This is a genomic window from Lentzea xinjiangensis, from assembly GCF_900110955.1.
Classification (GTDB): Bacteria; Actinomycetota; Actinomycetes; order Mycobacteriales; family Pseudonocardiaceae; genus Lentzea; species Lentzea xinjiangensis.
On record NZ_FOFR01000001.1, the window covers coordinates 792297 to 815179 of the forward strand.

Here is a 22883-nt window from a genome sequence, read left to right on the forward strand (position 1 = left end):
CGTTCGTCGTTCAGCGGGGCGGACCGTAACCGGGCGGCGGCGGTCCCTGAGCAGGCCCGTGGCCGGGTGGCGGCTGCTGCGGCGGGAACTGCTGCGGGAACTGGGGCTGCTGCGGGAACTGCGGCTGCGCGCCGGGGTTGCCGAACTGGGGATGGCCGCCCTGGGGGTGGCCGAACTGCGGCTGCGCGGCGGGCTGGAGCGCGTTGGTCACCGGTGGCAGGATCGCGGCCACGCCGACGACGAGGGTGAGGGCGGCGACGACGTAGGTGTCGCTGGTGCCGCTCCAGCCGATCTGGTCGTAGTAGAAGAAGTGGCAGGCCGCGGCGAGGATCCCCAGCAGGACGGCACCGGCGACGAGGAACGCGCCGGGCACCTTGCGCAGGACGATCAGCAACGCGCCGAACACCAGCACCACCGCCGCGAGCAGCTTGAGCACCATGTCGGCGATGCTCAGCGGGGCCAGCAGGTCGCCGTTGCCGCCGGTCTGCGCCAGCAGGCGCGCGACGACGTCCGGCTCCGACTGGTGCGGGCGTTTGATGATGATCCTCATGACCCCGAGGATCGCCCAGTACACGGCGACTCCGAACGCGGCCACGGCGACGGCGACGGCCATCGCGAAGCTGCCGCGCTTCGGCGGCGCAGGGGGCGGGCCCCACTGCTGCTGCGGTTGTTGTTGCTGCCAACCCTGATTCGGCATCACGCCGAGCAACCTAGCGGGTGCGCAGCGCTTCCCGCTGGAAGACCAGGTTCGCGGTCTTCAGGTCGGTGTCGAGCAGCTCGTCGTACGCGCGCTCACCGGTCAGCACGCGCAGCAGGAACGCGGTCGCGAACGCGCGGCCGATCTTGTGCGAGCCCCGCTCGGCGTGACCGTCCAGCACCAGCTCGCTCCAGTGCCGTCCCTCGGTGAAGCCGAGGTGCGATGCCTTGGGCAGCAACCGGAACTGCACCGGTCCGCCCCAGGCCTGCGCGATGGCCTCGGCGTGGCCGACCGGCGGTGCGATGCGGTCCTCGCCCGCGGCGAGGTGCAGTCCGGGCGCGCGGACCTCGCGGGCGGCGTCCAGGGCGGACGGGCGCGTCTCCGTTGCGGCCAAAGTCACAACGGCGCGGACGCGGTCGGTCTCCGACGCCGCCAGCACGGCCGCGCCACCGCCCATCGAGTGGCCAGCCAGGGCGACGCGGGCCGGGTCGACGCTGATCTCGCCGGAACCCAGCCGCACACCGGTGGAGATGTCCAAAGTGGTCAGGAGGTTCGCCGCGAGCACGCGGGCCGACAGCAGCGGGCCGCGCTCGACGGCAGGGGCGGCGGCGACCACGCCCCACGATGCCAGGTGCCGCAAAAGGCCGTGGTAGCGGCGGACGGGCTGCATCCAGCCGTGTCCGAACGCGACGGCGGGCAGGCCGAGACCGGACCGCGGGGTGAAGATCGCGCCCGGCAGGCCGACGAGCGCGAGGTCGCCGCGCAGCACGGGGTGCGGACCGGGCCTGCTGAGCTGCTCGAGGGCCTGTTTCGCGGTCAGCGTGATCACGCGGCGAGCCATGCGTGCACCGTAGTCGATCCTGTCGCCCCCACCACACCCGAGATTGGTCTACACCAAAAATGTCCCTGACCTGCGGTAACGGAGCGTCATCACTCGTTAGGGTTAGCGGCGTGGTCTAGCTAGTCTGTTTTGCGTGTGCGGAATCGTGGGATACGTGGGTCACCAGTCGGCGCTCGACGTCGTGCTGGACGGGCTGAGGCGGCTCGAGTACCGGGGTTACGACTCGGCGGGCGTCGCGGTCGTCGCGGGCGGCGACCTCGCCGTCGAGCGCAAGGCGGGCCGGCTGCAGAACCTGGAGGCGAGGCTCGACGAGGTGGGCCGCGACAACTTCGCGGGCACCGTCGGCATGGGCCACACGCGGTGGGCGACGCACGGCGCGCCGATCGACCGCAACTCGCACCCGCACCGCGACGCGTCGAACCGCGTCGCCGTGGTGCACAACGGGATCATCGAGAACTTCCTCGCGCTGCGCGCCGAGCTCGAAGGCCTCGGCGTCGAGATGGCGTCCGACACCGACACCGAGACGGTCGCGCACCTCGTGGCGTTCGCGTACGGCGAGGGCGACACGAAGGGCGACCTGCCCGCCAGCGTGCGCAAGGTCGCGCGGCGGCTCGAAGGCGCGTTCACGCTCGTGATCACGCACGCCGACGAGCCCGACCAGGTCGTGGCCGCGCGGCGCAACTCGCCGCTGGTCGTCGGCGTCGGCCAGGACGAGTACTTCGTCGCGAGCGACGTCGCCGCGTTCATCGCGCACACCAAGGAGGCCGTCGAGCTCGGTCAGGACCAGATGGTCGTGATCAGCCGCGACGGCTACCAGGTCACCGACTTCGACGGCGAGCAGGCAGAGGCCAAGCCGTTCACGGTGAACTGGGACCTCAGCGCCGCCGAGAAGGGCGGCCACGAGTACTTCATGCTCAAGGAGATCGAGGAGCAGCCGGAGGCGCTGGCCAACACGCTGCGCGGCCACTTCGCGAACGGCCGGATCGTCCTCGACGAGCAGCGCCTGTCCGACCAGGACCTGCGCGACGTCGACAAGGTCTTCGTCGTCGCCTGCGGCTCCGCCTACCACTCCGGCCTCGTCGCGAAGTACGCGATCGAGCACTGGACCCGCCTGCCCGTCGAGGTCGAGCTCGCCTCGGAGTTCCGCTACCGCGACCCGGTGCTCGACCGCGACACGCTCGTCGTCGCCGTGTCGCAGTCCGGCGAGACCGCGGACACGCTGGAGGCCGTGCGCCACGCCCGCGCGCAGAAGGCCCGCGTCCTGGCCGTCTGCAACACCAACGGCGCGCAGATCCCGCGCGAGTCCGACGCCGTCCTCTACACGCACGCCGGTCCGGAGATCGGTGTCGCGTCGACGAAGGCGTTCCTCGCCCAGATCGCCGCGAACTACCTCGTCGGCCTGGCCCTGGCGCAGGCCCGCGGCACCAAGTACCCGGACGAGGTGGCCCGCGAGTTCCACGAGCTGGAGGCCATGCCCGCCGCCGTGCAGCGCGTGCTCGGCACCGTCGAGCAGGTCCGCGCTCTCGGCCGCGAGCTCGCCGACTCGAAGGCGGTGCTGTTCCTCGGCCGCCACGTCGGCTACCCGGTGGCCCTGGAGGGCGCGCTCAAGCTCAAGGAGCTCGCCTACATGCACGCCGAGGGCTTCGCGGCGGGCGAGCTCAAGCACGGCCCGATCGCGCTGATCGAGGAGGACCTCCCGGTCGTCGTGGTCATGCCGTCGCCGAAGGGCCGCGCCGTCCTGCACTCGAAGCTGGTGTCGAACATCAGCGAGATCCAGGCCCGCGGCGCCCGCACGATCGTGATCGCCGAGGAGGGCGACGAGACCGTGCGCCCGTTCGCCGACCACCTGATCGAGATCCCGGCCGTCCCGACGCTGTTGCAGCCGCTCATCTCGACGGTGCCGCTGCAGGTGCTCGCGGCCGAGATCGCGCGCAGCCGCGGCTACGACGTGGACAAGCCTCGCAACCTGGCGAAGTCCGTTACGGTCGAGTAGGTGACCCCGGAGGGCGAAGGGGAGTTGTGAGAGGCGTCTGGCACACCGAACGCGTCAAATCCGCTGAAGAGGAGCTCATGGCGGTCGTCCCGCCGGGCTCGCTGATGCGCAGGGCCGCGTTCGGTGTGGCCACCCACGCCCTCCGGCTCCTGGCCGGACGCCGCCGGGTGACGCTGCTCGTCGGTGCGGGCAACAACGGCGGCGACGCCCTGTGGGCCGGCTACTTCCTGCGCCGGCGCGGGGTCGCGGTGTCCGCCGTGCTGCTCAACCCCGCCAAGGCGCACGCCGAGGGGCTGGCGGCGTTCCGGCGCGCCGGCGGCCGGATCGCCGACGAGGTCGGCACCCCCGACCTGGTGATCGACGGCATCGTCGGGCTGTCCGCGCGCGGTCCGCTCCGCCCGGACGCCGCCGCGCTCGTCGAGCGGGTGACGGCCCCGGTCCTCGCGGTCGACCTGCCGTCCGGCATCGACCCGGACACCGGCGAGATCGCCGGTCCGCACGTCCGCGCCCACACGACCGTCACGTTCGGCTGCCTCAAACCCGTGCACGCGCTGGCGGACTGCGGCGAGGTGCACCTCGTCGACATCGGCCTGCGGCCCACCGACCCCGACTTCGTGCTGCTGGACCGCTCCGACATCGCCTGGCCGCTGCCGGGACCGCGCGACGACAAGTACACGCAGGGCGTCACGGGTGTCGCGGCCGGCGGCACGACCTACCCCGGCGCCGCGGTGCTGTCCACCGGTGCCGCCGTGCTCGCGACCTCGGGCATGGTCCGCTACGCCGGTCCCGCGGCCGACGCGATCCGCGCCCGCTGGCCCGAGGCGATCTGCACCGGCTCGATCACCGACGCCGGCCGCGTCCAGGCGTGGGTCGTCGGCCCCGGCATGGGCACGGGCAGCTCGTCGGCCGAGGTGCTGCGGTTCGTGCTGGACGCGAACGTGCCGGTGATCGCCGACGCGGACGCCATCACGCTGCTGGCAGGGCACCCCGAGCTGTGGGACGCCCGTGACCCCGACTCCGCCCTGGTGCTCACCCCGCACGACCGCGAGTTCGAACGGCTGGCCGGTCCGGTCGGGCCCGACCGCGTCGCCGCGGCCCGCAAGGCGGCTCAGCGGTTCGACGCCGTGGTGCTGCTCAAGGGCCACCGGACCGTCGTCGCCGCGCCGGACGGGCGGGCGCTGGTCAACTCGGCCACCTCGTCCTGGCCCGCGACGGCCGGTTCGGGCGACGTGCTGTCCGGGATGATCGGCGCGCTGCTCGCGAGCGGCCTGGACCCGTTCCTGGCGGCGGGGTACGCGGCGCACGTGCACGTGCTGGCGGCGGAGCTGGCCGCGAACGGTGCCCCGGTGCCCGCGTCCGGTCTGATGAGCGCGATTCCGGACGCGATCAGGAGGCTGTGAGCGCTCGCTCACACCTGTGAGCTGCGAGCTCATGGCACGATTAGCAGGTTATGGCCCGTTCAGAAGTAGTCGTCGACCTCGGCGCGCTGCGGCACAACGTCGCGCTGCTCGCCGGCCTCGCTCCCCGCGCCGAGACGATGGCCGTCGTCAAGGCGGACGGGTACGGCCACGGCGCGGTGGAGGTCGCGCGCGCGGCACTGGAAGCCGGCGCCACCTGGCTCGGCTCGTGCTCGACGCAGGAAGCCCTGGCCCTGCGCCAGGCGGGCATCCAGGCGCCGATCCTCGCCTGGCTCGACGCTCCGGACGAGGACCTCGCCGCCGGCATCGCGGCCGACGTCGACATGTCGGTGTCCTCCCTGTCCGGCCTGCGCAGGGTCGAGGAGGCGGCGGAGGAGGCCGACGCGCGGCCGCGGCTCCACCTGAAGATCGACACGGGCCTGAGCCGCAACGGGTGCCGGCCGGAGGAATGGCCGCGGCTGGTCGAGGCCGCGAAGGGGCACGAGGTGGTGGCCATCTGGTCGCACCTCGCCTGCGCGGACGAGATCGGGCACCCGTCGATCGACCTGCAGGCCAAGCGGTTCGACGATGCCTACGAGGTGGCCAGGGCGGCGGGCCTCGACCCGATGCGGCACATCGCCAACTCCGCGGCCCTGCTGACGAGGCCCGACCTGCACTTCGACGTCGTCCGGCCCGGCATCGCCGTCTACGGGCTGAACCCGGTGCCGACCGAGCACGACCTCAGGCCGGTCATGAGCTTCCGGTCGCACGTGGCGCTCACGAAACGCATCCCAGCCGGTGAGTCGGTCTCTTACGGGATGACATGGACAGCGCCGGAGGACACGACGCTGGCACTGGTGCCGGCCGGGTACGCGGACGGTGTCCCGAGGGCGCTCTCCGGCCGGATGGAGGTGCTGCTGGAGGGCGAGCGCCGTCCGGTGGTCGGCCGTGTCTGCATGGACCAGATCGTGGTGGACTGCGGGAACGACGAGGTTCGCGAGGGTGCGGAGGTCCTGCTGTTCGGCGACGGGAGCCGGGGGGAGCCGACGGCGACCGAGTGGGCGGAGCTGACCGGGACGATCGACTACGAGATCGTGTGCGGGATGTACCGGCCGCGGGTGCGGAGGAGCTACACGTGAAGCCGGTGTGGAAGGTCGTCGGGTGGGTCGGTGGCGCGCTCGGTGCCGCCGTCGCCGGCGCGGCCGTGGCGCAGACCGCGAAGGTGTCGCACGAGCGCAAGACCACCTCCGACGGCCTCGCCGACGAGCCGCTGGGCGAGCTGCGGCCCGACCGCGAGTCGACGGTGGCCGCGGACGACGGCGTGCCGCTCTCGGTCGAGGAGGTCGACCCCGCTGACGGCGGCGAGGCGGACATCACCGTCGTGCTGGTGCACGGGTTCGCGCTGGACCGCCGCTGCTGGCACTTCCAGCGCCGCGACCTCGCGGAGCTGCTCGACCCGCGGGTGCACCAGGTGCTCTACGACCAGCGCAGCCACGGCCGGTCCGGGCGGTCCTCTGCCGAGGGCAGCACCATCGACCAGCTCGCCCTCGACCTGGACGCGGTGATCCGCTCGGTCGTGCCGGAGGGGCCGCTCGTGCTCGTCGGTCACTCGATGGGCGGCATGACGATCATGGCGCTGGCCGAGAAGCAGCCGGAGCTCTTCGCCGAACGCGTGCGCGGCGTCGCGCTGGTCGGCACGGCCGCGGGCGCGGTCGGTGGCGCGGGGCTGCCGAAGTCCGTGCTGTCGCGGTACAACCCGGTGACGCTCGGCGTCGGCCGGCTCGCAAGCGTGCAGCCCGGCCTGGTCGAGTGGGTGCGCAGAAGCGCGAAGACCCTGACGTGGAGCGGCATCCGCGCGCTGGCGTTCGGCAACCGCAAGGTGGCGCCGTCGCTGGTGGACCTGATGGAGAAGATGATCGGCGGAACGACGGTGAAGGTGCTCACCGAGTTCCTGGAGACGCTCGGCACGCACGACCGCTACAAGGCGCTGGCCGGGCTGCGGCACTGCGAGGTGCTCATCCTGAGCGGCGACGCGGACAAGCTCACGCCGTTCTCGCACGCCGAGCGGATGGCCGAGGAGATGCCGCACGCCACCCTCGTCCGGGCCCCCGGTGCCGGGCACATGGTGATGATGGAGCAGGCTGATCTGGTCAACGACCACCTGGTCGCGCTCGTCGAACGCTGCGCGGCCGATCGCGGAGAGAGTCGGAAGAAGTGGTGGCGGCGAGCGTGAAGACCGTCGAACTGCCCCTGGTGGAGGACACCGAGGAGTTCGGCCGCAAGCTGGGTGAAGTCGTGCGGGCGGGCGACCTGCTGCTGCTCGCGGGACCGTTGGGCGCGGGGAAGACGGCCCTGGTGCGCGGTCTGGCGCGCGGACTCGGCGTGCAGGGCCGGGTGTCCTCGCCGACGTTCGTCGTCGCCCGCGTCCACGAGCCGGCCGAGGGCGGCAGGGGCGTGCGGCTCGTGCACGTCGACGCCTACCGGCTCGGCGGGCACCTCGACGAGCTGGACGACCTCGACCTGGACACCGAACTGGTCGACGCCGTGGTGGCCGTCGAGTGGGGCGAGGGTGTCGCGGAGCGCCTCAACGAGGACCATCTGCTGATCCGCCTCGACCGCGGGACCGACGACGTCCGCACTGCTCAGCTCATCCCGCACGGGCAGTGGGCGGCTCGTACCCTGCCGGTGTGACGGTTCCGGGCGCGGGGGAGTGAAGCCCGTCAAGGACGGCGCGCGCCGGGCCGATGACGTTCACATGATCAAGAAGACGCTCCTCGCGACCGCCGTCGCCGGTGGAGCCGTCCTCGCCGCCGCGAGCGACGAGGACCGCTCCGGCACCGGCGTCGCGGACGGCCTGTGCGCCGCGCCGTGGCACTGGAACGGTCCCCTCGCACTGCTGCACGAGGGGCACGCGCCCGGCTACACCTCGTGCGGCGACGCCCCGGCCGGCCTCCGCGACGCCGACATCAGCGTCGCGGACGACGCCTGCCCGCCGCCGCAGCGGTGGAACGGCCCGCTGGAGATCTTCACGGTCGACCACTCGCCGTCCCCGGCCGGCTGCGGCGGGGACCCGGCCCGCTGATCGTGCTCTCAGCACCGCAGCTCGCGCTTGAGGACCTTGCCCATCTCGTTGCGCGGCAGGGAGTCCAGGTAGCGCACGACCCGTGGCCGCTTGTGCGGTGACAACAGCTTCGCCACGTGGCCGCTCAGCTCCTCGGGCGCCGGCGGCTCGCCCGCCGGCACCACCCAGGCCACGATCCGCTCGCCCAGGTCGTCGTCCGGCTCACCCGTCACCGCCACCTCGGCCACCGACGGGTGCTCCAGCAGGGCGTTCTCGATCTCGCCCGCGCCGATCTTGTAGCCACCGCTCTTGATGAGGTCGGTGGCCCTGCGCCCGACGATGCGGAGGTAGCCGTCGGGATCGCGCACCGCCATGTCGCCGGTGCGGAACCAGCCGTCCCGGAACGCCTGCTCCGTCGCGTCGGGCCGGTTGAGGTACTCCAGGAACAGGTTCGGCCCGCGCACCTCGATCTCGCCGATCGCGCCCGTGCCCACATCGGTGCCCCGTTCGTCGACCACCCGGACCTCGACGCCGTCCACCGGCAGGCCGACCGCGCCCGGCCTGCGGTCGCCGTCGAACCGGACGCTGACGTTCATCAGCGTCTCGCTCATGCCGTAGCGCTCGACGATGCCCTGCCCGGTGGCCTTCGCGATCCGCCCGTGGTCGCTCGCCGGCAGCGCCGCCGACCCCGACACCAGCAGCCGCGCCGCGCGGAACCGGTCGGCCAGGGCGGCGTCGGCCTCGACGGCCTCGGCGATCCGGTGGTACATCGTCGGGACGCCGAACACCATCGTGGCGCCGGTGGCGAGCTCGTGGCCGATGGCCTGCGGCGAGAACTTCACGTGCCGCACCGAACCACCGAGCCGCAGCGGGCCGAGGACGCCGATGCCCAGGCCGTGCACGTGGAACAGCGGCAGCCCGTGCACCAGCACGTCGTCGCCGGTCCAGCGCCACGCCGCGGCGAGCGCGTCGATGTTGGAGGTCAGCGCCCGGCGGGGCAGCACGACGCCCTTCGGCGGGCCGGTCGTGCCGGAGGTGTAGATGACCAGCGCGGGCGTCTCGGGGCCGGGCTCGGCGAACTCACCCGGTTCGCCGAACACGATCGGTTCGTCCCTGAGCACCAGGTCGGGCCGGCTGTCGGCCATGATGTGCCCGAGCTCCCGTTCGCCGATCTTGGGGTTGAGCGGCACGACCGCCACGCCCGCCAGGAGCCCGGCCACCACCGCGACGCAGGTCTGCGGTGTCGAGGTCGCCCAGACGGCCACACGTGTAAGACCTGCCAGCCGCTTGGCCAGGGTGCCGGCGGCCCGGTGCAGTTCGGCGTGGGTCAGCGACACGTCCCCGAAGCGGAGGGCCTCGCGGTCACTCGGTTCAGCGAACATGCGCCCAGCGTCGTACGAGTGCCTCGAAGACGCATCGGAAGTGTGGGTTCGGCCACGGCGAGAGGTGACCGGAGCACCAGTGGGACCTCGTACTACTCTGGACAATCGTGCTAGTGCTCGCCGTCGACACGGCCACCCCCGCAGTCACCGCCGGTGTGGTCGAACTCGCGCCCGACTCGCCGCCGCGCCTGCTCGCGAAGCGGGTGACGCTCAACGCCAAGGCGCACGGCGAGCTGCTCACCCCGCACATCAGCGACTCGCTGGAAGAGGCGGGCAGGACCTTCGCCGACCTCGACGCGATCGTCGTGGGCGCGGGCCCCGGCCCGTTCACCGGCCTGCGCGTCGGTCTCGCCACGGCCGCCGCGCTCGGCCAGGCGCTGAACCGCCCGGTCTACCCGGTCGCCACGACGGACGCGATCGCCAGGGACGCCGCCAGCGGCCACCCGCTGCTCGTCGCGACCGACGCGCGGCGCAAGGAGGTCTACTGGGCCGCCTACGACGCCGCCGGTCGCCGCACGGACGGGCCGCACGTGGAGCGCCCGCAGGACCTCGCGGAGAAGCTGCCGGCCCTGGGCGTGCACCAGGCCACCGGTGAGGGCGCCGAGCTCTACCGGGAGGTCCTGGGCCTCGAGCTGCTGAGCGCCCGGCACCCGAGCCCGGAGGGCCTGGTCGCCGTCGCGGCCGCCGAGGTGCTCGCCAAGGCCCGGCCCGCCGCGCTCACCCCGCTCTACCTGCGCCGCCCGGACGCCGTCGAGCCGACCGGGCGCAAGCGGGTGACCAGGGCATGACCACCGGCACCGTCACGCTCGCGCCGCTGCGGCACGCCGACGTGCCGAGGTGCCACGAGATCGAGCTGTCGCTGTTCCCCGGTGACGACCCGTGGAGCGAGAACGCGTTCCGCAGCGAGCTCGACAACGGCAACTACTACGTCGGCGCGTACGCCGACGACGACCTCATCGGTTACGCCGGGCTCGCCGCCTCGGAGTACGAGGCCAGCGTGCACACGATCGCCGTCGTCCGGCACTGGCAGGGCAGGGGCGTCGGCAAGATGCTGCTGAAGGACCTGCTGGCGCGCGTCGACGAGATCAACGTGCCGGTCTACCTCGAGGTCCGCACGGACAACGAGCCCGCGATCGCCCTCTACCTGGCGCACGGTTTCGAGCACCTCGGCCTGCGCCGCCGCTACTACCAGCCGTCGGGTGCCGACGCGTACACGATGGGAAGGCCTGCTCAAAGTGTCTGACCGGTTGATTCTCGGCATCGAGAGCTCGTGCGACGAGACGGGCTTCGGCATCGTCCGCCTCGGCCAGGACGGCTCGCTCGAACTGCTCGCCGACGAGGTCGCCTCCAGCGTCGAGGAACACGCCCGCTTCGGCGGCGTCGTGCCGGAGGTCGCCTCCCGCGCCCACCTCGAGGCCCTGGTCCCGACCCTGCGCCGAGCGCTCGACACCGCGAAGGTCGAGCTGTCCCAGCTCCACTCGATCGCCGTCACCGCCGGGCCGGGGCTCGCCGGTGCGCTGCTGGTCGGGGTGTCGGCGGCGAAGGCGTACGCGGCCGCGCTCGGCAAGCCGCTCTACGGCGTGAACCACCTGGCCGGTCACGTGGCCGCGGACACGCTGCAGCACGGCCCGCTGCCGCAGCGCTGCCTCGCGTTGCTGGTCTCCGGCGGCCACTCCCAGCTGCTGCTCGTCGAGGGGGGTCTGGCCGGCTCGATCACCGAGATCGGCTCCACCGTGGACGACGCGGCCGGCGAGGCCTACGACAAGGTCGCGAGGCTGCTCGACCTGCCCTACCCCGGTGGCCCGCCCATCGACAAGCTCGCGAAGCAGGGCAACGGGTGCGCGATCGCGTTCCCGCGCGGTCTCACCGGCCCGCGCGACGCGAAGTACGACTTCTCGTTCTCCGGCCTGAAGACCTCCGTCGCCCGCTGGGTCGAACGTGCCGAGCGCGCCGGCGAGGAGATCCCGCTGGCCGACGTCGCCGCGTCGTTCCAGGAGGCCGTCGCCGACGTGCTGACCGCCAAGGCGATCCGGGCCGCGAAGGACTTGGACGTGGGCACGCTGGTGATCTCCGGCGGTGTGGCGGCGAACTCGCGGTTGAGCGGTCTCGCCGCCGAGCGGTGCGCCGAGGCGGGCATCGAGCTCCGCGTGCCCCGCCCGCGCCTGTGCACGGACAACGGCGCGATGATCGCGGCGCTTGGCGCCCACCTCGTCGCGGCGGGCGCCAAGCCGTCCCCGATGGACCTCTCCACCGTCCCCGGCCTCCCGGTCGGGACCGTGCAAATCCTTTGATTCACGCGCTCTGATTCATGCCACGCGGGGGCCCCGCGTTCCCCTACGGGTAACGCGGGGCCCCCGCGTGGCTTCCAGGATGCGGAATGTGTGGTCAGTGGACGCGGTTGAGGCCGGGGTTGCGGTCCTCGATCACGAAGCTGGCCTTCGTGGTGACCGGGGCACCGGGCGTCCGCACGTAGTCGACAGCGCGGAAGTCCGCGCGCACCTCGCGTGCGGTGAAGCGGGTGCGCACGTACCCGCGCCGGTTGTTGAAGTACTTCACGTGCGGGTTCTCCGCCAGCACCGCCGGAATCTCCGGGCGGGTCTCCGAGCCGTCACCGCCGGACGTGACCGACGTCGACACCAGCTCGGTCGCGACCGTGCGCGAAGCCGGGTCGTTCCAGCGTTCCTTGACCTCGGCCGCCCACGCCGCGTGCACGTCACCGGTGAGCACGACGGTGTTGCGCGTGTGGGAGAACCCGGCAACCACACGGTCGCGGTTCGCGGCGTAGCCGTCCCACGCGTCCATGTTGTTGGTCTCGCCGGCACCGGGCGTGAGGTCGAGCTGCGAGAAGAACACCTGCTGCCCGAGAACGTCCCAACGCGCGCGTGAACGTCGAAGACCGTCCAGCAGCCACTTCTCCTGAGCCGCACCGGTGATCGTGCGCGTCGGCTCCAGCCGTTCGGGGCACGCCTTCAGGCCGTCGCCGCACAGCTGGTCGTCGCGGTACTGGCGGGTGTCGAGCAGGTGGAAGCTCGCCAGGCCACCCCACTGGACCCGCCGGTAGAGCTGCAGGTCGATGCCGTTGGGCTTGTTCCTGATCGGCATGTTCTCGTAGTAGGCCTGGAACGCCGCCGCCCGCCGCGCCAGGAAGCCGGGCTGCGGGATCTCCGGCTTCTCGTAGACCTCGTCCGCCCAGTTATTGTCGACCTCGTGGTCGTCCCACACGACCGACCACGGCGCCACGGCGTGCGCCTCTTGGAGGTCGGGGTCGGTCTTGTACTGCGCGTGCCGTTGCCGGTAGTTCGCGAGCGTCTCGGTTTCCGGGCCCTCGTGGTCGCGCGGGTTGCCACCCGGCGCCACGTAGGTGCCCTTCGTGTACTCGTAGGTGTAGTCGCCGAGGTGCAGCACCAGGTCCGGCTGGTCCTCGGCGAGCCGGCGGTAGGCGGTGAAGTAGCCGTGCTCGAACTGCGAGCAGGAGGCGAACGCCATCGTGAGCCCGCTGCCCAACGCCCACGGCGCCAACGCCGTCCGCGTGCGGCCGACCCGCGAGAGGTGGCCCTCGGCGGAGAAGCGGTAGAAGTACTCCCGGCCGGGCAGAAGACCGCGCACGTCGACGTGGACGCTGTGGCCTTCCTCGGGCCGTGCGTAGGAGGTGCCGCGCCGGACGACGAGCCGGAACCGCTCGTCCAGCGCGACCTCCCACCGCACCTCGACGACGCGGGACGGCATGCCGCCCGTGCCGTCCTCCGCGAGCGGGGTGGGCGCCAGGCGCGTCCACAGGACCACGCCGTCGGAGGTCGGGTCGCCGGAAGCGACGCCGAGCGTGAACGGGTCGGCCAGCCGGCCGGACCCCGCGCCGACGGTGGTGAGCGCGAGTCCTCCGATGAGGAGCGCGCGTCGCGTCACTCGAGTCATGCTGAGACCTTCACGCACCAGGGTGGCGGTGGGGTGAACGCTCCTCAAAGCCTGTGGAGCCCCGGAACCCGGTCCTCCACCGCGAACGACGCCTTCGTGCGGACCGGTGAGCCCGGTCGCGACACGTGGTCGAGGCCGCGGAAGTCCGCCCGCAGTTCATCAGGGGTGAACTTGGTCAACGTGTACCCGCGCCGGTTGTTGAAGTACTTCACGTGCGGGTTCTCCCGCAGCCACGACGGTGTCTCGGCGTACTCCTCCGACCCGTCGCCACCGGCCGTGATCGACGTGGTCACCAGTTCGGTCGCGAGCGTCGGCGACGACGGGTCGTCCCACCGCTGCTTGACCTCCGCGCCCCAGGCCGCGTGGACGTCGCCGGTGAGCACGACCGGGTTGCGCACGTCGGCGAAGCGCGCGACGACCCGGTCCCGGTCCGCCACGTAGCCGTCCCACGCGTCCAGGAGGAACTTGTCGACCTCGCCGGGGATGTAGTCGTACTGCGAGAAGAACACCTGCTGCCCGAGCACGTCCCAGCGCGCCCGCGAGCCGCGGAGCCCGTCGAACAGCCACTCCCGCTGTTCGTCGCCGAGCATCGTGCGTCCGGCATCGAACCGTTCCGGGCAGAGCTGCAGCCCGTCCCCGCACGCCTGGTCCGTCCGGTACTGCCGGGTGTCGAGCAGGTGGAACGTCGCCAGCTCGCCCCAGCCGATCCGCCGGTACAGCCTCGACGACCTGCGCACGGGCATGTTCTCGTAGTAGGCCTGGATCGCCGCGGCCCTGCGCGCGGGGAAGTCGCGCTGCGGCCGGTCCGGCAGCAGGCCGGCCCAGTTGTTGTCGATCTCGTGGTCGTCCCAGACCACCGCCCACGGCGCGGCGGCGTGCGCGGCCTGCAGGTCGGGGTCGGTCTTGTACTGCGCCTGCCGGCGGCGGTAGCCGGCGAGCGTCACGGTGGTCGGCCCGTCGACCTGCCGGACGTTGCCCTGCGGCGCGACGTGGACGCCGCTCTCGTACTCGTAGGTGTAGTCGCCGAGGTGCAGCACGAGATCGGGTTCGTCCTCGGCCAGCCTGCGGTACGCCGTGAAGTAGCCGTGCTCGTACTGCGCGCACGACGCGAACGCCATCGTCAGCGGTACCTGCAATGCGTTCGGAGGAGGCGCCGTGCGCGTGCGGCCGGTCCGCGAGAGGTGGTTGAGGGCTTTGAAGCGGTAGAAGTACTCGCGTCCCGGCTCCAGCCCGGTGAGCTCCAGGTGGACGCTGTGGCCCTCCTCGGGTCGTGCGGCGGTGGAGCCGCGCTGGACGATCCGGGTGAACCGCTCGTCGTCGGCGACCTGCCACTGCACCTCGACCGGGCGCGCCGGCATGCCGCCCATCCCGTCCTCGGCGAGCGGTTCGCGGGCCAGCCGGGTCCACAGCACCACGCCGTCCGGCGCGGGGTCTCCCGAGGCCACGCCGAGTGTGAAAGGGTCGGTCGGCCGGGCCGACGCGGCGGCGGAGAGCGCTGTGACTCCGGCCACGCCGGCGAGCAGCAACGTCCGGCGGGTCAAGGTGGCCATGCCCGTAATACGGCTCCCGACGGGTGATCGGTTCGGGACCCTCGTTGAAGCGTTGGCACTCTCATGGGTAGAGTGCCAACTGCACGGCACCAGCACCGCCCCGACCCCCGCGACGGCGGGGTGGCAGGAGCCGTACCAACGAAACCTGCCAACGACCCGTGGAGGTCATCCCGGTGAGCGTGAACATCAAGCCGCTCGAGGACAAGATCGTCGTCCAGGCTTCCGAGGCCGAGACGACCACCGCCTCCGGCCTCGTGATCCCGGACACCGCGAAGGAGAAGCCCCAGGAGGGCAAGGTCCTCGCGGTGGGCCCCGGCCGCATCGACGACAAGGGCAACCGCGTCCCGGTCGACGTTGCCGTCGGTGACGTCGTCATCTACTCGAAGTACGGCGGCACCGAGGTCAAGTACAACGGCGAGGAGTACCTGATCCTCTCCGCCCGCGACGTGCTGGCCGTCGTCAACTAAGACGCTGCGGCTGACATGCCTGACGCCCCGGCGCCCCATCCCGGGGCTACCGGGGCGTTTCGCTACCAGAGAGGCTTTGAGGTAAATGCCCAAGCAGATCAGCTTTGACGAGGACGCTCGTCGGGCTCTCGAGCGCGGCGTGAACAAGCTCGCGGACACGGTCAAGGTCACCCTTGGGCCGCGCGGGCGCCACGTCGTCCTCGACAAGAAGTTCGGCGGCCCGACCGTCACCAACGACGGCGTGACCATCGCCCGCGAGATCGAGCTGGACGACGCGTTCGAGAACCTCGGCGCGCAGCTCGCCAAGTCCGTCGCCACCAAGACCAACGACGTCGCGGGTGACGGCACCACCACCGCCACCGTCCTGGCGCAGGCGCTGGTGAAGGAAGGCCTGCGCAACATCGCCGCGGGTGCGAACCCGACCGCGCTCGGCCGCGGCATCCAGGCCGCGTCCGACGCCGTCGTGGACGCGCTCAAGGCGAAGGCCACCCCGGTCAAGGGCCGCGAGAACATCGCTCAGGTCGGCACCGTCTCCTCACGGGACGAGTCGATCGGCTCCCTGCTCGGCGAGGCCATCGAGCGCGTCGGCGAGGACGGTGTCATCACCGTCGAGGAGTCGTCCACGCTCGCGACCGAGCTGGTGATCACCGAGGGTGTGCAGTTCGACAAGGGTTACGTGTCGACGCACTTCTCGACCGACCTCGAGGCGCAGGAGGCCGTCTACGAAGACGTCCGCATCCTGCTGCACCGCGAGAAGATCTCGGCGCTGGCCGACGTCCTCCCGATCCTCGAGAAGGTCGCCGAGACCGGCAAGCCGCTGCTGATCATCGCCGAGGACGTCGAGGGCGAGGCCCTGTCCACGCTGGTGGTCAACGCCGTGCGCAAGACGCTGAAGGTCGTCGCCGTGAAGGCGCCGTTCTTCGGTGACCGCCGCAAGGCGTTCCTCGACGACCTCGCGGTCGTCACCGGCGGTGAGGTGATCTCCGCCGAGATCGGCCTCAAGCTGTCCGAGACCACGCTCGACCAGCTGGGCACCGCCCGCCGCGTCGTCGTGACCAAGGACGACACCACGATCGTGGACGGCGGCGGCGCCAAGGCCGACATCGCCGGCCGCGCGGAGCAGCTGCGCCGCGAGATCGAGGCCACGGACTCCGACTGGGACCGCGAGAAGCTCCAGGAGCGCCTCGCGAAGCTCTCCGGCGGCATCGCCGTGATCAAGGTCGGCGCCGCCACCGAGACCGAGCTCAAGGAGCGCAAGCACCGCATCGAGGACGCGGTCGCCGCCACCAAGGCCGCGGTCGAGGAGGGCATCGTGCCCGGCGGTGGTTCCGCGCTGGTCCACGCCTCGAAGGTGCTGGACGGCGGCCTGGACCTGACCGGTGACGAGGCCACGGGTGTCGCGCTCGTCGCGAAGGCCCTGTCCGCGCCGCTGTTCTGGATCGCCGCGAACGCGGGCCTCGAAGGCGCTGTCGTGGTGAACAAGGTCCGCGAGGGCGACTGGGGCTTCGGCATCAACGCGGCCTCGCTCGAGTTCGGCGACCTGCTGGAGCAGGGCATCATCGACCCGGTCAAGGTCACGCGTTCGGCTGTCGCCAACGCCGCCTCGATCGCGCGCATGGTGCTCACGACCGAGAGCGCCGTCGTCGAGAAGAAGGCGGAAGAGCCCACCTCGGCCGCCGCCGGTCACGGCCACGGGCACGGTCACGGGCACTGAGTTTTCTGTCCCGCCTGCGGCGGGACGGCGAGTTCGCCGGGAAGCCGGTCGTCCGGCCGACTCGCTCGTGCCGAAATGGGCTTCGCCGATTTCGGCACGAGCGGGTGACCGGACGACCGGCGCGAACTCGCGACCGGTGAAGTGGTGACCGGCTTGAAGTCGTGACCCTGCGACTCTGGGTGCTCGTGAGCTGGGTGCTCATGGCCTGAGCGTTCGTGAGCTGGCCGCTCGTGAGCTGAGTGCTCGTGACCTCAGTGTTCGCGTCCTGAGCGCTCGCGTCCTGAGCGTTCGTGAGCTGAGCGTTCGGCTTCGAGTTTGGCGAAGAGGGGCGGCACCTGACTGGGTGCCGCCCCTCTTCTTTGCGGCTAGACGATGGCGAGCTGGCGCTTGCGCGCCTTGATGATGTGGTCGCGCTCCGATTCCGAGAGCCCACCCCAGATTCCGTACGGTTCCTGCACCGCCAGGGCGTGTTGACGGCACATCTCCAGCACCGGGCAGGCGAGGCAGACAGCCTTGGCGCGCGCTTCCCGCCGCGCTCTCGCCGGACCCCGCTCGCCGTCGGGGTGGAAGAAGAACGCGCTGTCCATGCCCCGGCACGAACCGCGCATCTGCCAGTCCCACAGATCTGCGTTGGGACCGGGGAGCCTTCGGGTGTCCGCCATGAGACCGCCTCCGTGACGACTGCTCCATTCGGCTTAACGATGATCCACCGTAGAACCGCGTCAATACTTGTTCAAGAGGCTGAAGACCCAAATCAACTGATGGGTGACAGCACGCGTGTTCGATCACTCACCGCCCGGAGTTGCCTCCCGGATGAGGTGAACGCACGATGGCTCCGTGATGACGCAGCCGGAGCACGGACCTGCCGGTGGTCACACGGGTGAGCCCCTCCTCTCGGTGGCCGCGGTGGCCAGGCGGCTCGGCGTGGCGCCTGCGACCCTGCGCACCTGGGACCGCCGCTACGGGCTCGGGCCGAGCGGCCACACCGTCGGGCGGCACCGCAAGTACGGGCCGCACGACGTGGCCCGGTTGGAGCTGATGCAGCGCGCACTACTACGTGGCGCCTCCTCGGCTGAGGCGGCACGTTTCGCGCTCGGCTCGAAGTCGTCCCTGACGCACGGCGACGCCCCCGCCGCCCCATCGGGTGGTGGCCGCGGGCTGAAGATGCCGGGAGCGTCCCGCCTGGCGCGCGGGCTCGGCCGGGCGGCGGTCGCGATGGACTCCATCGCCGTGCAGGGGATGCTCGCCGACTCCCTGGCGTCCGACGGGGTGATCGCGACGTGGAACGAGGTCGTGCGCCCGGTCCTGACGGCCGTCGCCGCGCGGTGGCAGCTCACCGGCGCCGGCGTGGAGGTGGAACACCTCCTCAACGAGTGCGTGCTCGCGGCGTTCGTGCGCGCGACGCCGCTCGTCACTCTCGGGCGCAACCATCGGCCCGTGTTGCTGGCGTGCATGCCGGAGGAGAGGCACAACCTCCCGCTCTATCCGCTGGCCGCCGAACTGGCGCATCGCGGCGTGGTCGCCCGGCAGCTCGGGGCGGCGCTGCCGGTGGACGCGCTCTCCGCCGCGATCCGCCGCACCGCTCCTTCCGCGGTGGTGCTGTGGGCGCAGCTTCCGCGCTACGCCGATCCGGGGGTGATCACCGCTTTGCCCAGGACCCGCCAGCAGGTGCGCCTCTTCGTGGGTGGGCCGGGGTGGCGGCGCGGCGTGGTGACGGCACCGGCGGAGCGGGTGGAGGACCTCGCGGACGCGGTCGCGGCGGTGGAGGCCGCCGTCACCTGACCGCGGTCAGGTGAGCACCGCCGGGCGGACCCTGACCGCTGACCGTGGTGACCTGTCCGCTGTGGTGATCTGACCGCTGTGGTGACCTGACCACCGCAGCCACTTGACCACCGCCGCCGGGCGGACCGCCCGCTGACGGCAGACTCCTCCCCGTGGAAGCCGAGCTACGCCGTGCCGCCTTCGGTGACGCCCCCGACCTCGACGTCTGGGCGGCGCTGTCCGCCGCCTGCCCCCGCCCGCGCTGGCTCGCCGCCGTCGTGCTCGGCGGTCAGGGCCACTACGCCGCCGCGGCCACCGTCCTGGACGCGCTGCGGCACGATCCCGACCCGGTGATCGCCTCCCTCGCCCTCTCCACCCGTGCCTCGCACCACCGCCAGCTCGGCGCGCACCACCTCGCCCGCGCGCTCGACGGGCAGGCGCTCGCGCGCGTCCGGTCCAGCGGTGGAGCCGACCCGGACAGCGTCGATCCGGACGGCGTCGACCCGGACGGCGTCGACGCCGATGGCGCGAGGACCGACGCCCTGCTCGGCCTCGCCGCCGACTCGCTCGGCGCCGGACGGCTGGACGAAGCGCGCCGGCTGCTCGCCCTGGCCGGGACGCCCGGCGCGTGGCGGGGTGAGGTCCGCCGCGGCTGGGTGGCCGCGGAGATCGAGCTGGCGTCCGGCCGGGCCGACGCCGCGGTGGCTCCCGCCGAAGCCGCGCACGACGTGGCAGCGCGCCGGAAGGCGCTGCGGCACGAGCTCAAGTCGGCACTGGTTCTGGGCACCTCTCTGGTCGTGTGGGGGACACCCGACGGCCTGAAAAGAGGCGTTCGACTAGTCCAGTGTGAGCTAAATCACAGTGCAGAAAAGGGGTTGTTCCCCTTGATCTGGCCGAGCGCCCTCGTCCTCGCCGACCGCGCCACTACGGAGCGTGCAAGTCTCCTGAGCCAGGCGCAGAAAGCTCTGAGCTGCGTGTTGAGCAGAGCGGAGCCCGTCAGCCGGCTGGTCGCCGCGGAGTCGGCCTGGGTCCCGACCGGGCTGCTCCGTTCCGGGGAACCCCCGAACGCAGACCCTCAGGCGAACTACTTGACGGATTAAGCACCGGATCGTGTCAAGGTTTGGCCGCCGGCGTCCGATAGGGGAGATGGAACGTCACTCGGCTGCAGGAAAGGAGTCCCCGTGACCACGGTCCTTATTTGCGACGACCGGCGCAGTGTGCGGGAGGGTCTCACCCGCGTGATGTCGGCTGTCCCCGGGGTTAGCCGCATCGACTGCGTAGCGCACGGTGACGAGTTGTTGGCTCGCTTTTCAAGGCAGCCGGTCGACGTCGTCCTGGTGGGAACCCAGCGCGCCGTCCCGACCGGGGTGGAAGCCACCCGTCGGCTCGTCTCCGCGAATCCGCAGGCAAACGTCATCGTCTTCGGGGCACCCGACGACGCCGGCAGCATCGCTGCGGCGATCGCCGGCGGCGCGCGCGGTTATCTGAGGTGGGACGCCTCGCGTCCCGAGCTTGTGGCAGCCCTCGCGCACACGCTCGCCAGCACCTCGGTGCCCGCGCCGCGCCAGCCCTCCGACCCCGGCGTGCAGCTCACCGAACGCGAGCTGCAGGTGCTGCGGGGCATGAGCCAGGGCAAGAGCAACGGCCAGATCGGCCGCGAGCTCTACCTGTCGGAGGACACGGTGAAGACGCACGCCCGCCGTCTCTTCCGCAAGCTCGGTGTTCGCGACCGCGCTCAGGCGGTCGCGCACGGCTTCCGGCGCGGTCTCGTCCAGTAGTCCGCATCGCCGCACCGGCCCCGCGTCCCCACATGCCGCATGTGGGGAAGCGGGGCCGGTGGCGTGAGAGGGCTCGGCCGCGGTAGCCCGGCTCGGTGACGATGTCACCGTGCCGCGGTCGTTCCGCGCGTCGGCTGGTGACGCGGGGTGTCCATACCCCGTTGATGAACAGAAGGCCTCAAGACCGGTACGGTGACACCGCTGTGACGGGTCGCTGTGGGTGACTCGTGCTGTTTCATGTCGGTACGTCAACGAGTAACACCAGGGCTGTTGTCTGCGATGACCAACTTGGGGGACGGACTGGACGCCGAAGTGGGCGCGGCCGTCGACGGCGACCGCCAGGCGATCGAACGCCTGCTGGCCTCCATTCGTCCTCTTGTGGTGCGGTACTGCCGCGCCAGAGTTGGCAGGCAGGAGCGGAGCTTCGCTTCGGCGGACGATGTGGCCCAGGAGGTGTGTCTCGCGGTGCTCACGGCATTGCCCAGCTACCGCGACCAGGGTCGGCCCTTCCTCGCGTTCGTGTACGGGATCGCGGCGCACAAGGTCGCTGACGCACATCGGTCCGCCGCCAGGAACCGCTCCGAGCCCGTTCCCGAGGTGCCCGACGCGCCGGAGACCGGAGCTGGTCCGGAGCAGCGGGCGATGCAGGGGGAGCTCTCCGGCCGGATGGCTGTCCTGCTGCGCGTCCTGCCGGACAAGCAGCGGGAGATCTTGCTGTTGAGGGTGGTGGTCGGGCTCTCCGCCGAGGAAACTGCCGAGGCGGTCGGTTCGACGCCGGGTGCGGTCCGGGTGGCGCAACACCGCGCGCTGGCCCGGCTTCGCAAGTCGCTGGCAGCGGAGGAGGTGGTCTGAGTGGCCGACGAGCACGGGAAGGACGACGAGGAAGTGCGTGGAGAAGACGGTAGAACCCCGCACGAGCCCGTCGGAGACGATCTTTCGGCTGTGCAGGCCGATGACCGGTTGCTGGACGCGCTGGGGTCGGCGATCCCGGGCGCGGCCGGTTCCCCGGTCGACGACGAGCTGAACGCGTTGCTGCTCGCGTGGCGCAACGAGGTGGAGTCGGAGCCGTTCGGCGAACTCGTCGACACCGACACCGCCATCGCCACGATCCAGGCTGCCCGCCCGCAGCCGGTGAGCAGGCACCGCTTCCTGATCCCGCTGGCTAGTGCCGCCGCGGTCCTCGCCATCGCCTTCACCGGCGTGAGCCTGGTCGCCCGCGACGCACAGCCCGGCGACGCGCTCTGGGGTCTCACGCGGGTGCTCTACTCCGAGCACGCGAAGTCGATCGAGGCGGCGGCCATCATCAACACCGACCTGGACGCGGCCCGCATGGCGCTGCGCGAGGGCAAGGTGAGCGAGGCCCGCGAGAAGCTCGAGAAGGTCGAGGCCAGCCTGGGCTCGGTCTCGACGGCCGACGGCAAGGCGCAGCTCGAGGAAGAGCACAAGGAGCTCGAGCAGGAGCTCGGCACCAACATCTCGACCACGACGCCGCCGGCCACGACGCCGCCGCCGGTGACGCAGCCCACCCAGCCGACGCAGCCCACCCAGCCGTCCTCGACGCCGTCGAGCGAGCCGGTGACGACCCAGCCGTCCTCGTCGGCCAGCTCGGAGCCGCCGCCTCCGCCGCCGACCTCGGACCGCGAGGAGCCGCCCCCGCCGCCGCCGGACCCCAACTCCTCGCCGGCCTCCGGCGCCCCGGCGCCGAACGGTGAGACCACCGCCGAGACCGGGTCGAACTGAGCCGGTTGAGACGCGATGTGAACGGCCCCTGACCTCGCGAGGTCAGGGGCCGTTCACAGGTCCGGTGTTCACCCGTGAGGTGGAATGTGATCGCCCAGGTTGCGGATGCCAGGCAGCAGTGCGTGGGTGGTGGCGTTCATCACGTCCGGCGGCACTCTTCAGCGCGCCGACTCGGTCGCCGTCACCCCGTCGGCGTAGCCGCGGCAGTACTCCCAGCTGACGTACGCCCCCGGATCCGGGTCGAAGGCCGGTTCGTGCGGCCTCATGCGGCCGTCGGCCAGCAGCTGTTCGAGTGAGGCTCGCAACAACGCCCAGTCGTGGTAGTGCGGCTCCTGGCACTCGCCGCAGTCGACGACGATGCCGCGCACTCCGCGGTGTTCGAGCAGGGCCTGGTAGACGGCGAGGTCGCTCAGGTCGCTGACCAGCTCTGCTCGTTCGTCCTCGTCCATCGGGGCGTGGTCGTGGTCCGGCTCCCCGAGGGAGAGCGCGGGGTCCTCGGGGTCCCCTTCGAAGGGGTCTGGTGGCAACGCGTCGTGCGGCACGACCCCGCACGGTACCCGCCGTCCCCCCTCAGCCGTCCAGATACCATG

At 71.7% G+C, this 22883-nt stretch carries 23 protein-coding genes; 16 read left to right on the plus strand and 7 right to left on the minus strand.

The window, feature by feature from the left end:
- Window positions 1–10: 10 nt before the first annotated feature.
- Both BMW88_RS04060 and BMW88_RS04065 read right to left on the minus strand, forming a co-directional pair.
- Window positions 11–700, minus strand: coding sequence for a hypothetical protein (locus BMW88_RS04060; RefSeq protein ID WP_143115959.1), 690 nt, complete (start codon window positions 698–700; stop codon window positions 11–13).
- 10 nt (window positions 701–710) lie between these two features.
- Window positions 711–1538: a dienelactone hydrolase family protein gene (locus tag BMW88_RS04065; protein ID WP_089949106.1), complete on the minus strand. Its 828-nt coding sequence runs from the start codon at window positions 1536–1538 to the stop codon at window positions 711–713.
- Window positions 1539–1671: 133 nt separating this feature from the next.
- Between BMW88_RS04065 and glmS the strand changes: the two genes are divergently transcribed.
- The 6 genes from glmS (at window position 1672) to BMW88_RS04095 (ending at window position 8010) form a co-directional block, all read left to right on the plus strand.
- Window positions 1672–3531 carry a glutamine--fructose-6-phosphate transaminase (isomerizing) gene (glmS, locus tag BMW88_RS04070; protein ID WP_089949108.1) on the plus strand — a complete coding sequence of 620 codons (1860 nt, stop codon included), beginning with the start codon at window positions 1672–1674 and terminating at the stop codon, window positions 3529–3531.
- Window positions 3532–3557: 26 nt separating this feature from the next.
- On the plus strand, window positions 3558–4931 hold the full coding sequence (locus tag BMW88_RS04075) for an NAD(P)H-hydrate dehydratase (RefSeq protein WP_089949109.1): 1374 nt from the start codon (window positions 3558–3560) through the stop codon (window positions 4929–4931).
- Between the two features lie 50 nt (window positions 4932–4981).
- Entirely contained in the window at window positions 4982–6067 is a 1086-nt protein-coding gene (gene alr, locus BMW88_RS04080) for an alanine racemase (RefSeq protein ID WP_089949111.1), read from the plus strand.
- A complete protein-coding gene (locus BMW88_RS04085) occupies window positions 6064–7161 on the plus strand; it encodes an alpha/beta fold hydrolase (protein WP_177220933.1) in 1098 nt (365 codons plus the stop codon). Before alr ends, BMW88_RS04085 begins: the two co-directional genes overlap by 4 nt.
- Window positions 7158–7619: a tRNA (adenosine(37)-N6)-threonylcarbamoyltransferase complex ATPase subunit type 1 TsaE gene (gene tsaE, locus BMW88_RS04090; RefSeq protein ID WP_245777540.1), complete on the plus strand. Its 462-nt coding sequence runs from the start codon at window positions 7158–7160 to the stop codon at window positions 7617–7619. The genes BMW88_RS04085 and tsaE overlap by 4 nt, the downstream gene beginning before the upstream one ends.
- Window positions 7620–7683: 64 nt before the next feature.
- Window positions 7684–8010, plus strand: coding sequence for a hypothetical protein (locus BMW88_RS04095; protein ID WP_089949116.1), 327 nt, complete (start codon window positions 7684–7686; stop codon window positions 8008–8010).
- A gap of 8 nt (window positions 8011–8018) precedes the next feature.
- On the opposite strand, the gene BMW88_RS04100 is transcribed toward BMW88_RS04095, so the two are convergent.
- A complete protein-coding gene (locus BMW88_RS04100) occupies window positions 8019–9371 on the minus strand; it encodes an acyl-CoA synthetase (RefSeq protein WP_089949117.1) in 1353 nt (450 codons plus the stop codon).
- Between the two features lie 107 nt (window positions 9372–9478).
- Between BMW88_RS04100 and tsaB the strand changes: the two genes are divergently transcribed.
- From tsaB to tsaD, 3 genes are read left to right on the plus strand one after another with little or no spacing between them, the layout of a single operon-like run.
- Window positions 9479–10159 (plus strand): tRNA (adenosine(37)-N6)-threonylcarbamoyltransferase complex dimerization subunit type 1 TsaB, encoded by a 681-nt coding sequence (tsaB, locus tag BMW88_RS04105; protein WP_089949119.1) that lies wholly within the window; start codon window positions 9479–9481, stop codon window positions 10157–10159.
- Entirely contained in the window at window positions 10156–10614 is a 459-nt protein-coding gene (rimI, locus tag BMW88_RS04110) for a ribosomal protein S18-alanine N-acetyltransferase (protein WP_089949120.1), read from the plus strand. The genes tsaB and rimI overlap by 4 nt, the downstream gene beginning before the upstream one ends.
- On the plus strand, window positions 10607–11662 hold the full coding sequence (gene tsaD, locus BMW88_RS04115; protein ID WP_089949121.1) for a tRNA (adenosine(37)-N6)-threonylcarbamoyltransferase complex transferase subunit TsaD: 1056 nt from the start codon (window positions 10607–10609) through the stop codon (window positions 11660–11662). Before rimI ends, tsaD begins: the two co-directional genes overlap by 8 nt.
- 94 nt (window positions 11663–11756) lie before the next feature.
- On the opposite strand, the gene BMW88_RS04120 is transcribed toward tsaD, so the two are convergent.
- On the minus strand, window positions 11757–13283 hold the full coding sequence (locus BMW88_RS04120; RefSeq protein WP_089949122.1) for an alkaline phosphatase D family protein: 1527 nt from the start codon (window positions 13281–13283) through the stop codon (window positions 11757–11759).
- Between the two features lie 44 nt (window positions 13284–13327).
- Entirely contained in the window at window positions 13328–14833 is a 1506-nt protein-coding gene (locus tag BMW88_RS04125) for an alkaline phosphatase D family protein (RefSeq protein WP_089949123.1), read from the minus strand.
- 173 nt (window positions 14834–15006) lie between these two features.
- Here BMW88_RS04125 and groES point away from each other — a divergent pair, with 173 nt between their 5' ends.
- Both groES and groL read left to right on the plus strand, forming a co-directional pair.
- Window positions 15007–15300, plus strand: coding sequence for a co-chaperone GroES (gene groES / locus BMW88_RS04130; protein WP_053737364.1), 294 nt, complete (start codon window positions 15007–15009; stop codon window positions 15298–15300).
- Between the two features lie 85 nt (window positions 15301–15385).
- Window positions 15386–17014, plus strand: coding sequence for a chaperonin GroEL (gene groL, locus BMW88_RS04135; RefSeq protein ID WP_089949125.1), 1629 nt, complete (start codon window positions 15386–15388; stop codon window positions 17012–17014).
- Window positions 17015–17379: 365 nt separating this feature from the next.
- On the opposite strand, the gene BMW88_RS04140 is transcribed toward groL, so the two are convergent.
- Window positions 17380–17676 (minus strand): WhiB family transcriptional regulator, encoded by a 297-nt coding sequence (locus BMW88_RS04140; RefSeq protein ID WP_089949126.1) that lies wholly within the window; start codon window positions 17674–17676, stop codon window positions 17380–17382.
- 178 nt (window positions 17677–17854) lie between these two features.
- On the opposite strand from BMW88_RS04140, the gene BMW88_RS04145 reads away from it, so the two are divergent.
- From BMW88_RS04145 to BMW88_RS04165, 5 genes are all read left to right on the plus strand, one after another.
- Complete coding sequence (locus BMW88_RS04145; protein ID WP_089949128.1) at window positions 17855–18796, plus strand: MerR family transcriptional regulator; 942 nt, start codon at window positions 17855–17857, stop codon at window positions 18794–18796.
- A gap of 152 nt (window positions 18797–18948) precedes the next feature.
- Entirely contained in the window at window positions 18949–19875 is a 927-nt protein-coding gene (locus BMW88_RS04150) for a hypothetical protein (RefSeq protein WP_089949130.1), read from the plus strand.
- Window positions 19876–19956: 81 nt separating this feature from the next.
- Window positions 19957–20553, plus strand: coding sequence for a response regulator transcription factor (locus BMW88_RS04155; RefSeq protein WP_030471988.1), 597 nt, complete (start codon window positions 19957–19959; stop codon window positions 20551–20553).
- Between the two features lie 279 nt (window positions 20554–20832).
- Complete coding sequence (locus BMW88_RS04160; RefSeq protein ID WP_089949132.1) at window positions 20833–21405, plus strand: sigma-70 family RNA polymerase sigma factor; 573 nt, start codon at window positions 20833–20835, stop codon at window positions 21403–21405.
- A 90-nt stretch (window positions 21406–21495) separates the two neighbouring features.
- Window positions 21496–22293 carry an anti-sigma-D factor RsdA gene (locus BMW88_RS04165; protein ID WP_245777541.1) on the plus strand — a complete coding sequence of 266 codons (798 nt, stop codon included), beginning with the start codon at window positions 21496–21498 and terminating at the stop codon, window positions 22291–22293.
- Window positions 22294–22451: 158 nt separating this feature from the next.
- Here the strand turns inward: BMW88_RS04165 and BMW88_RS04170 are convergent, their stop codons facing one another.
- A complete protein-coding gene (locus BMW88_RS04170) occupies window positions 22452–22835 on the minus strand; it encodes a DUF5319 domain-containing protein (RefSeq protein WP_177220934.1) in 384 nt (127 codons plus the stop codon).
- Window positions 22836–22883 lie beyond the last annotated feature (48 nt).

What these genes read in the sequence shown, in the direction of transcription:
- BMW88_RS04065 (WP_089949106.1), bottom strand. Translation starts at nt 1,538, where the DNA reads ATGGCTCGCCGCGTGATCACGCTGACCGCGAAACAGGCCCTCGAGCAG.
- alr (WP_089949111.1), top strand. Translation starts at nt 4,982, where the DNA reads ATGGCCCGTTCAGAAGTAGTCGTCGACCTCGGCGCGCTGCGGCACAAC.
- BMW88_RS04095 (WP_089949116.1), top strand. Translation starts at nt 7,684, where the DNA reads ATGATCAAGAAGACGCTCCTCGCGACCGCCGTCGCCGGTGGAGCCGTC.
- BMW88_RS04100 (WP_089949117.1), bottom strand. Translation starts at nt 9,371, where the DNA reads ATGTTCGCTGAACCGAGTGACCGCGAGGCCCTCCGCTTCGGGGACGTG.
- rimI (WP_089949120.1), top strand. Translation starts at nt 10,156, where the DNA reads ATGACCACCGGCACCGTCACGCTCGCGCCGCTGCGGCACGCCGACGTG.
- BMW88_RS04120 (WP_089949122.1), bottom strand. Translation starts at nt 13,283, where the DNA reads ATGACTCGAGTGACGCGACGCGCGCTCCTCATCGGAGGACTCGCGCTC.
- BMW88_RS04125 (WP_089949123.1), bottom strand. Translation starts at nt 14,833, where the DNA reads ATGGCCACCTTGACCCGCCGGACGTTGCTGCTCGCCGGCGTGGCCGGA.
- groL (WP_089949125.1), top strand. Translation starts at nt 15,386, where the DNA reads ATGCCCAAGCAGATCAGCTTTGACGAGGACGCTCGTCGGGCTCTCGAG.
- BMW88_RS04140 (WP_089949126.1), bottom strand. Translation starts at nt 17,676, where the DNA reads ATGGCGGACACCCGAAGGCTCCCCGGTCCCAACGCAGATCTGTGGGAC.
- BMW88_RS04145 (WP_089949128.1), top strand. Translation starts at nt 17,855, where the DNA reads ATGACGCAGCCGGAGCACGGACCTGCCGGTGGTCACACGGGTGAGCCC.
- BMW88_RS04160 (WP_089949132.1), top strand. Translation starts at nt 20,833, where the DNA reads ATGACCAACTTGGGGGACGGACTGGACGCCGAAGTGGGCGCGGCCGTC.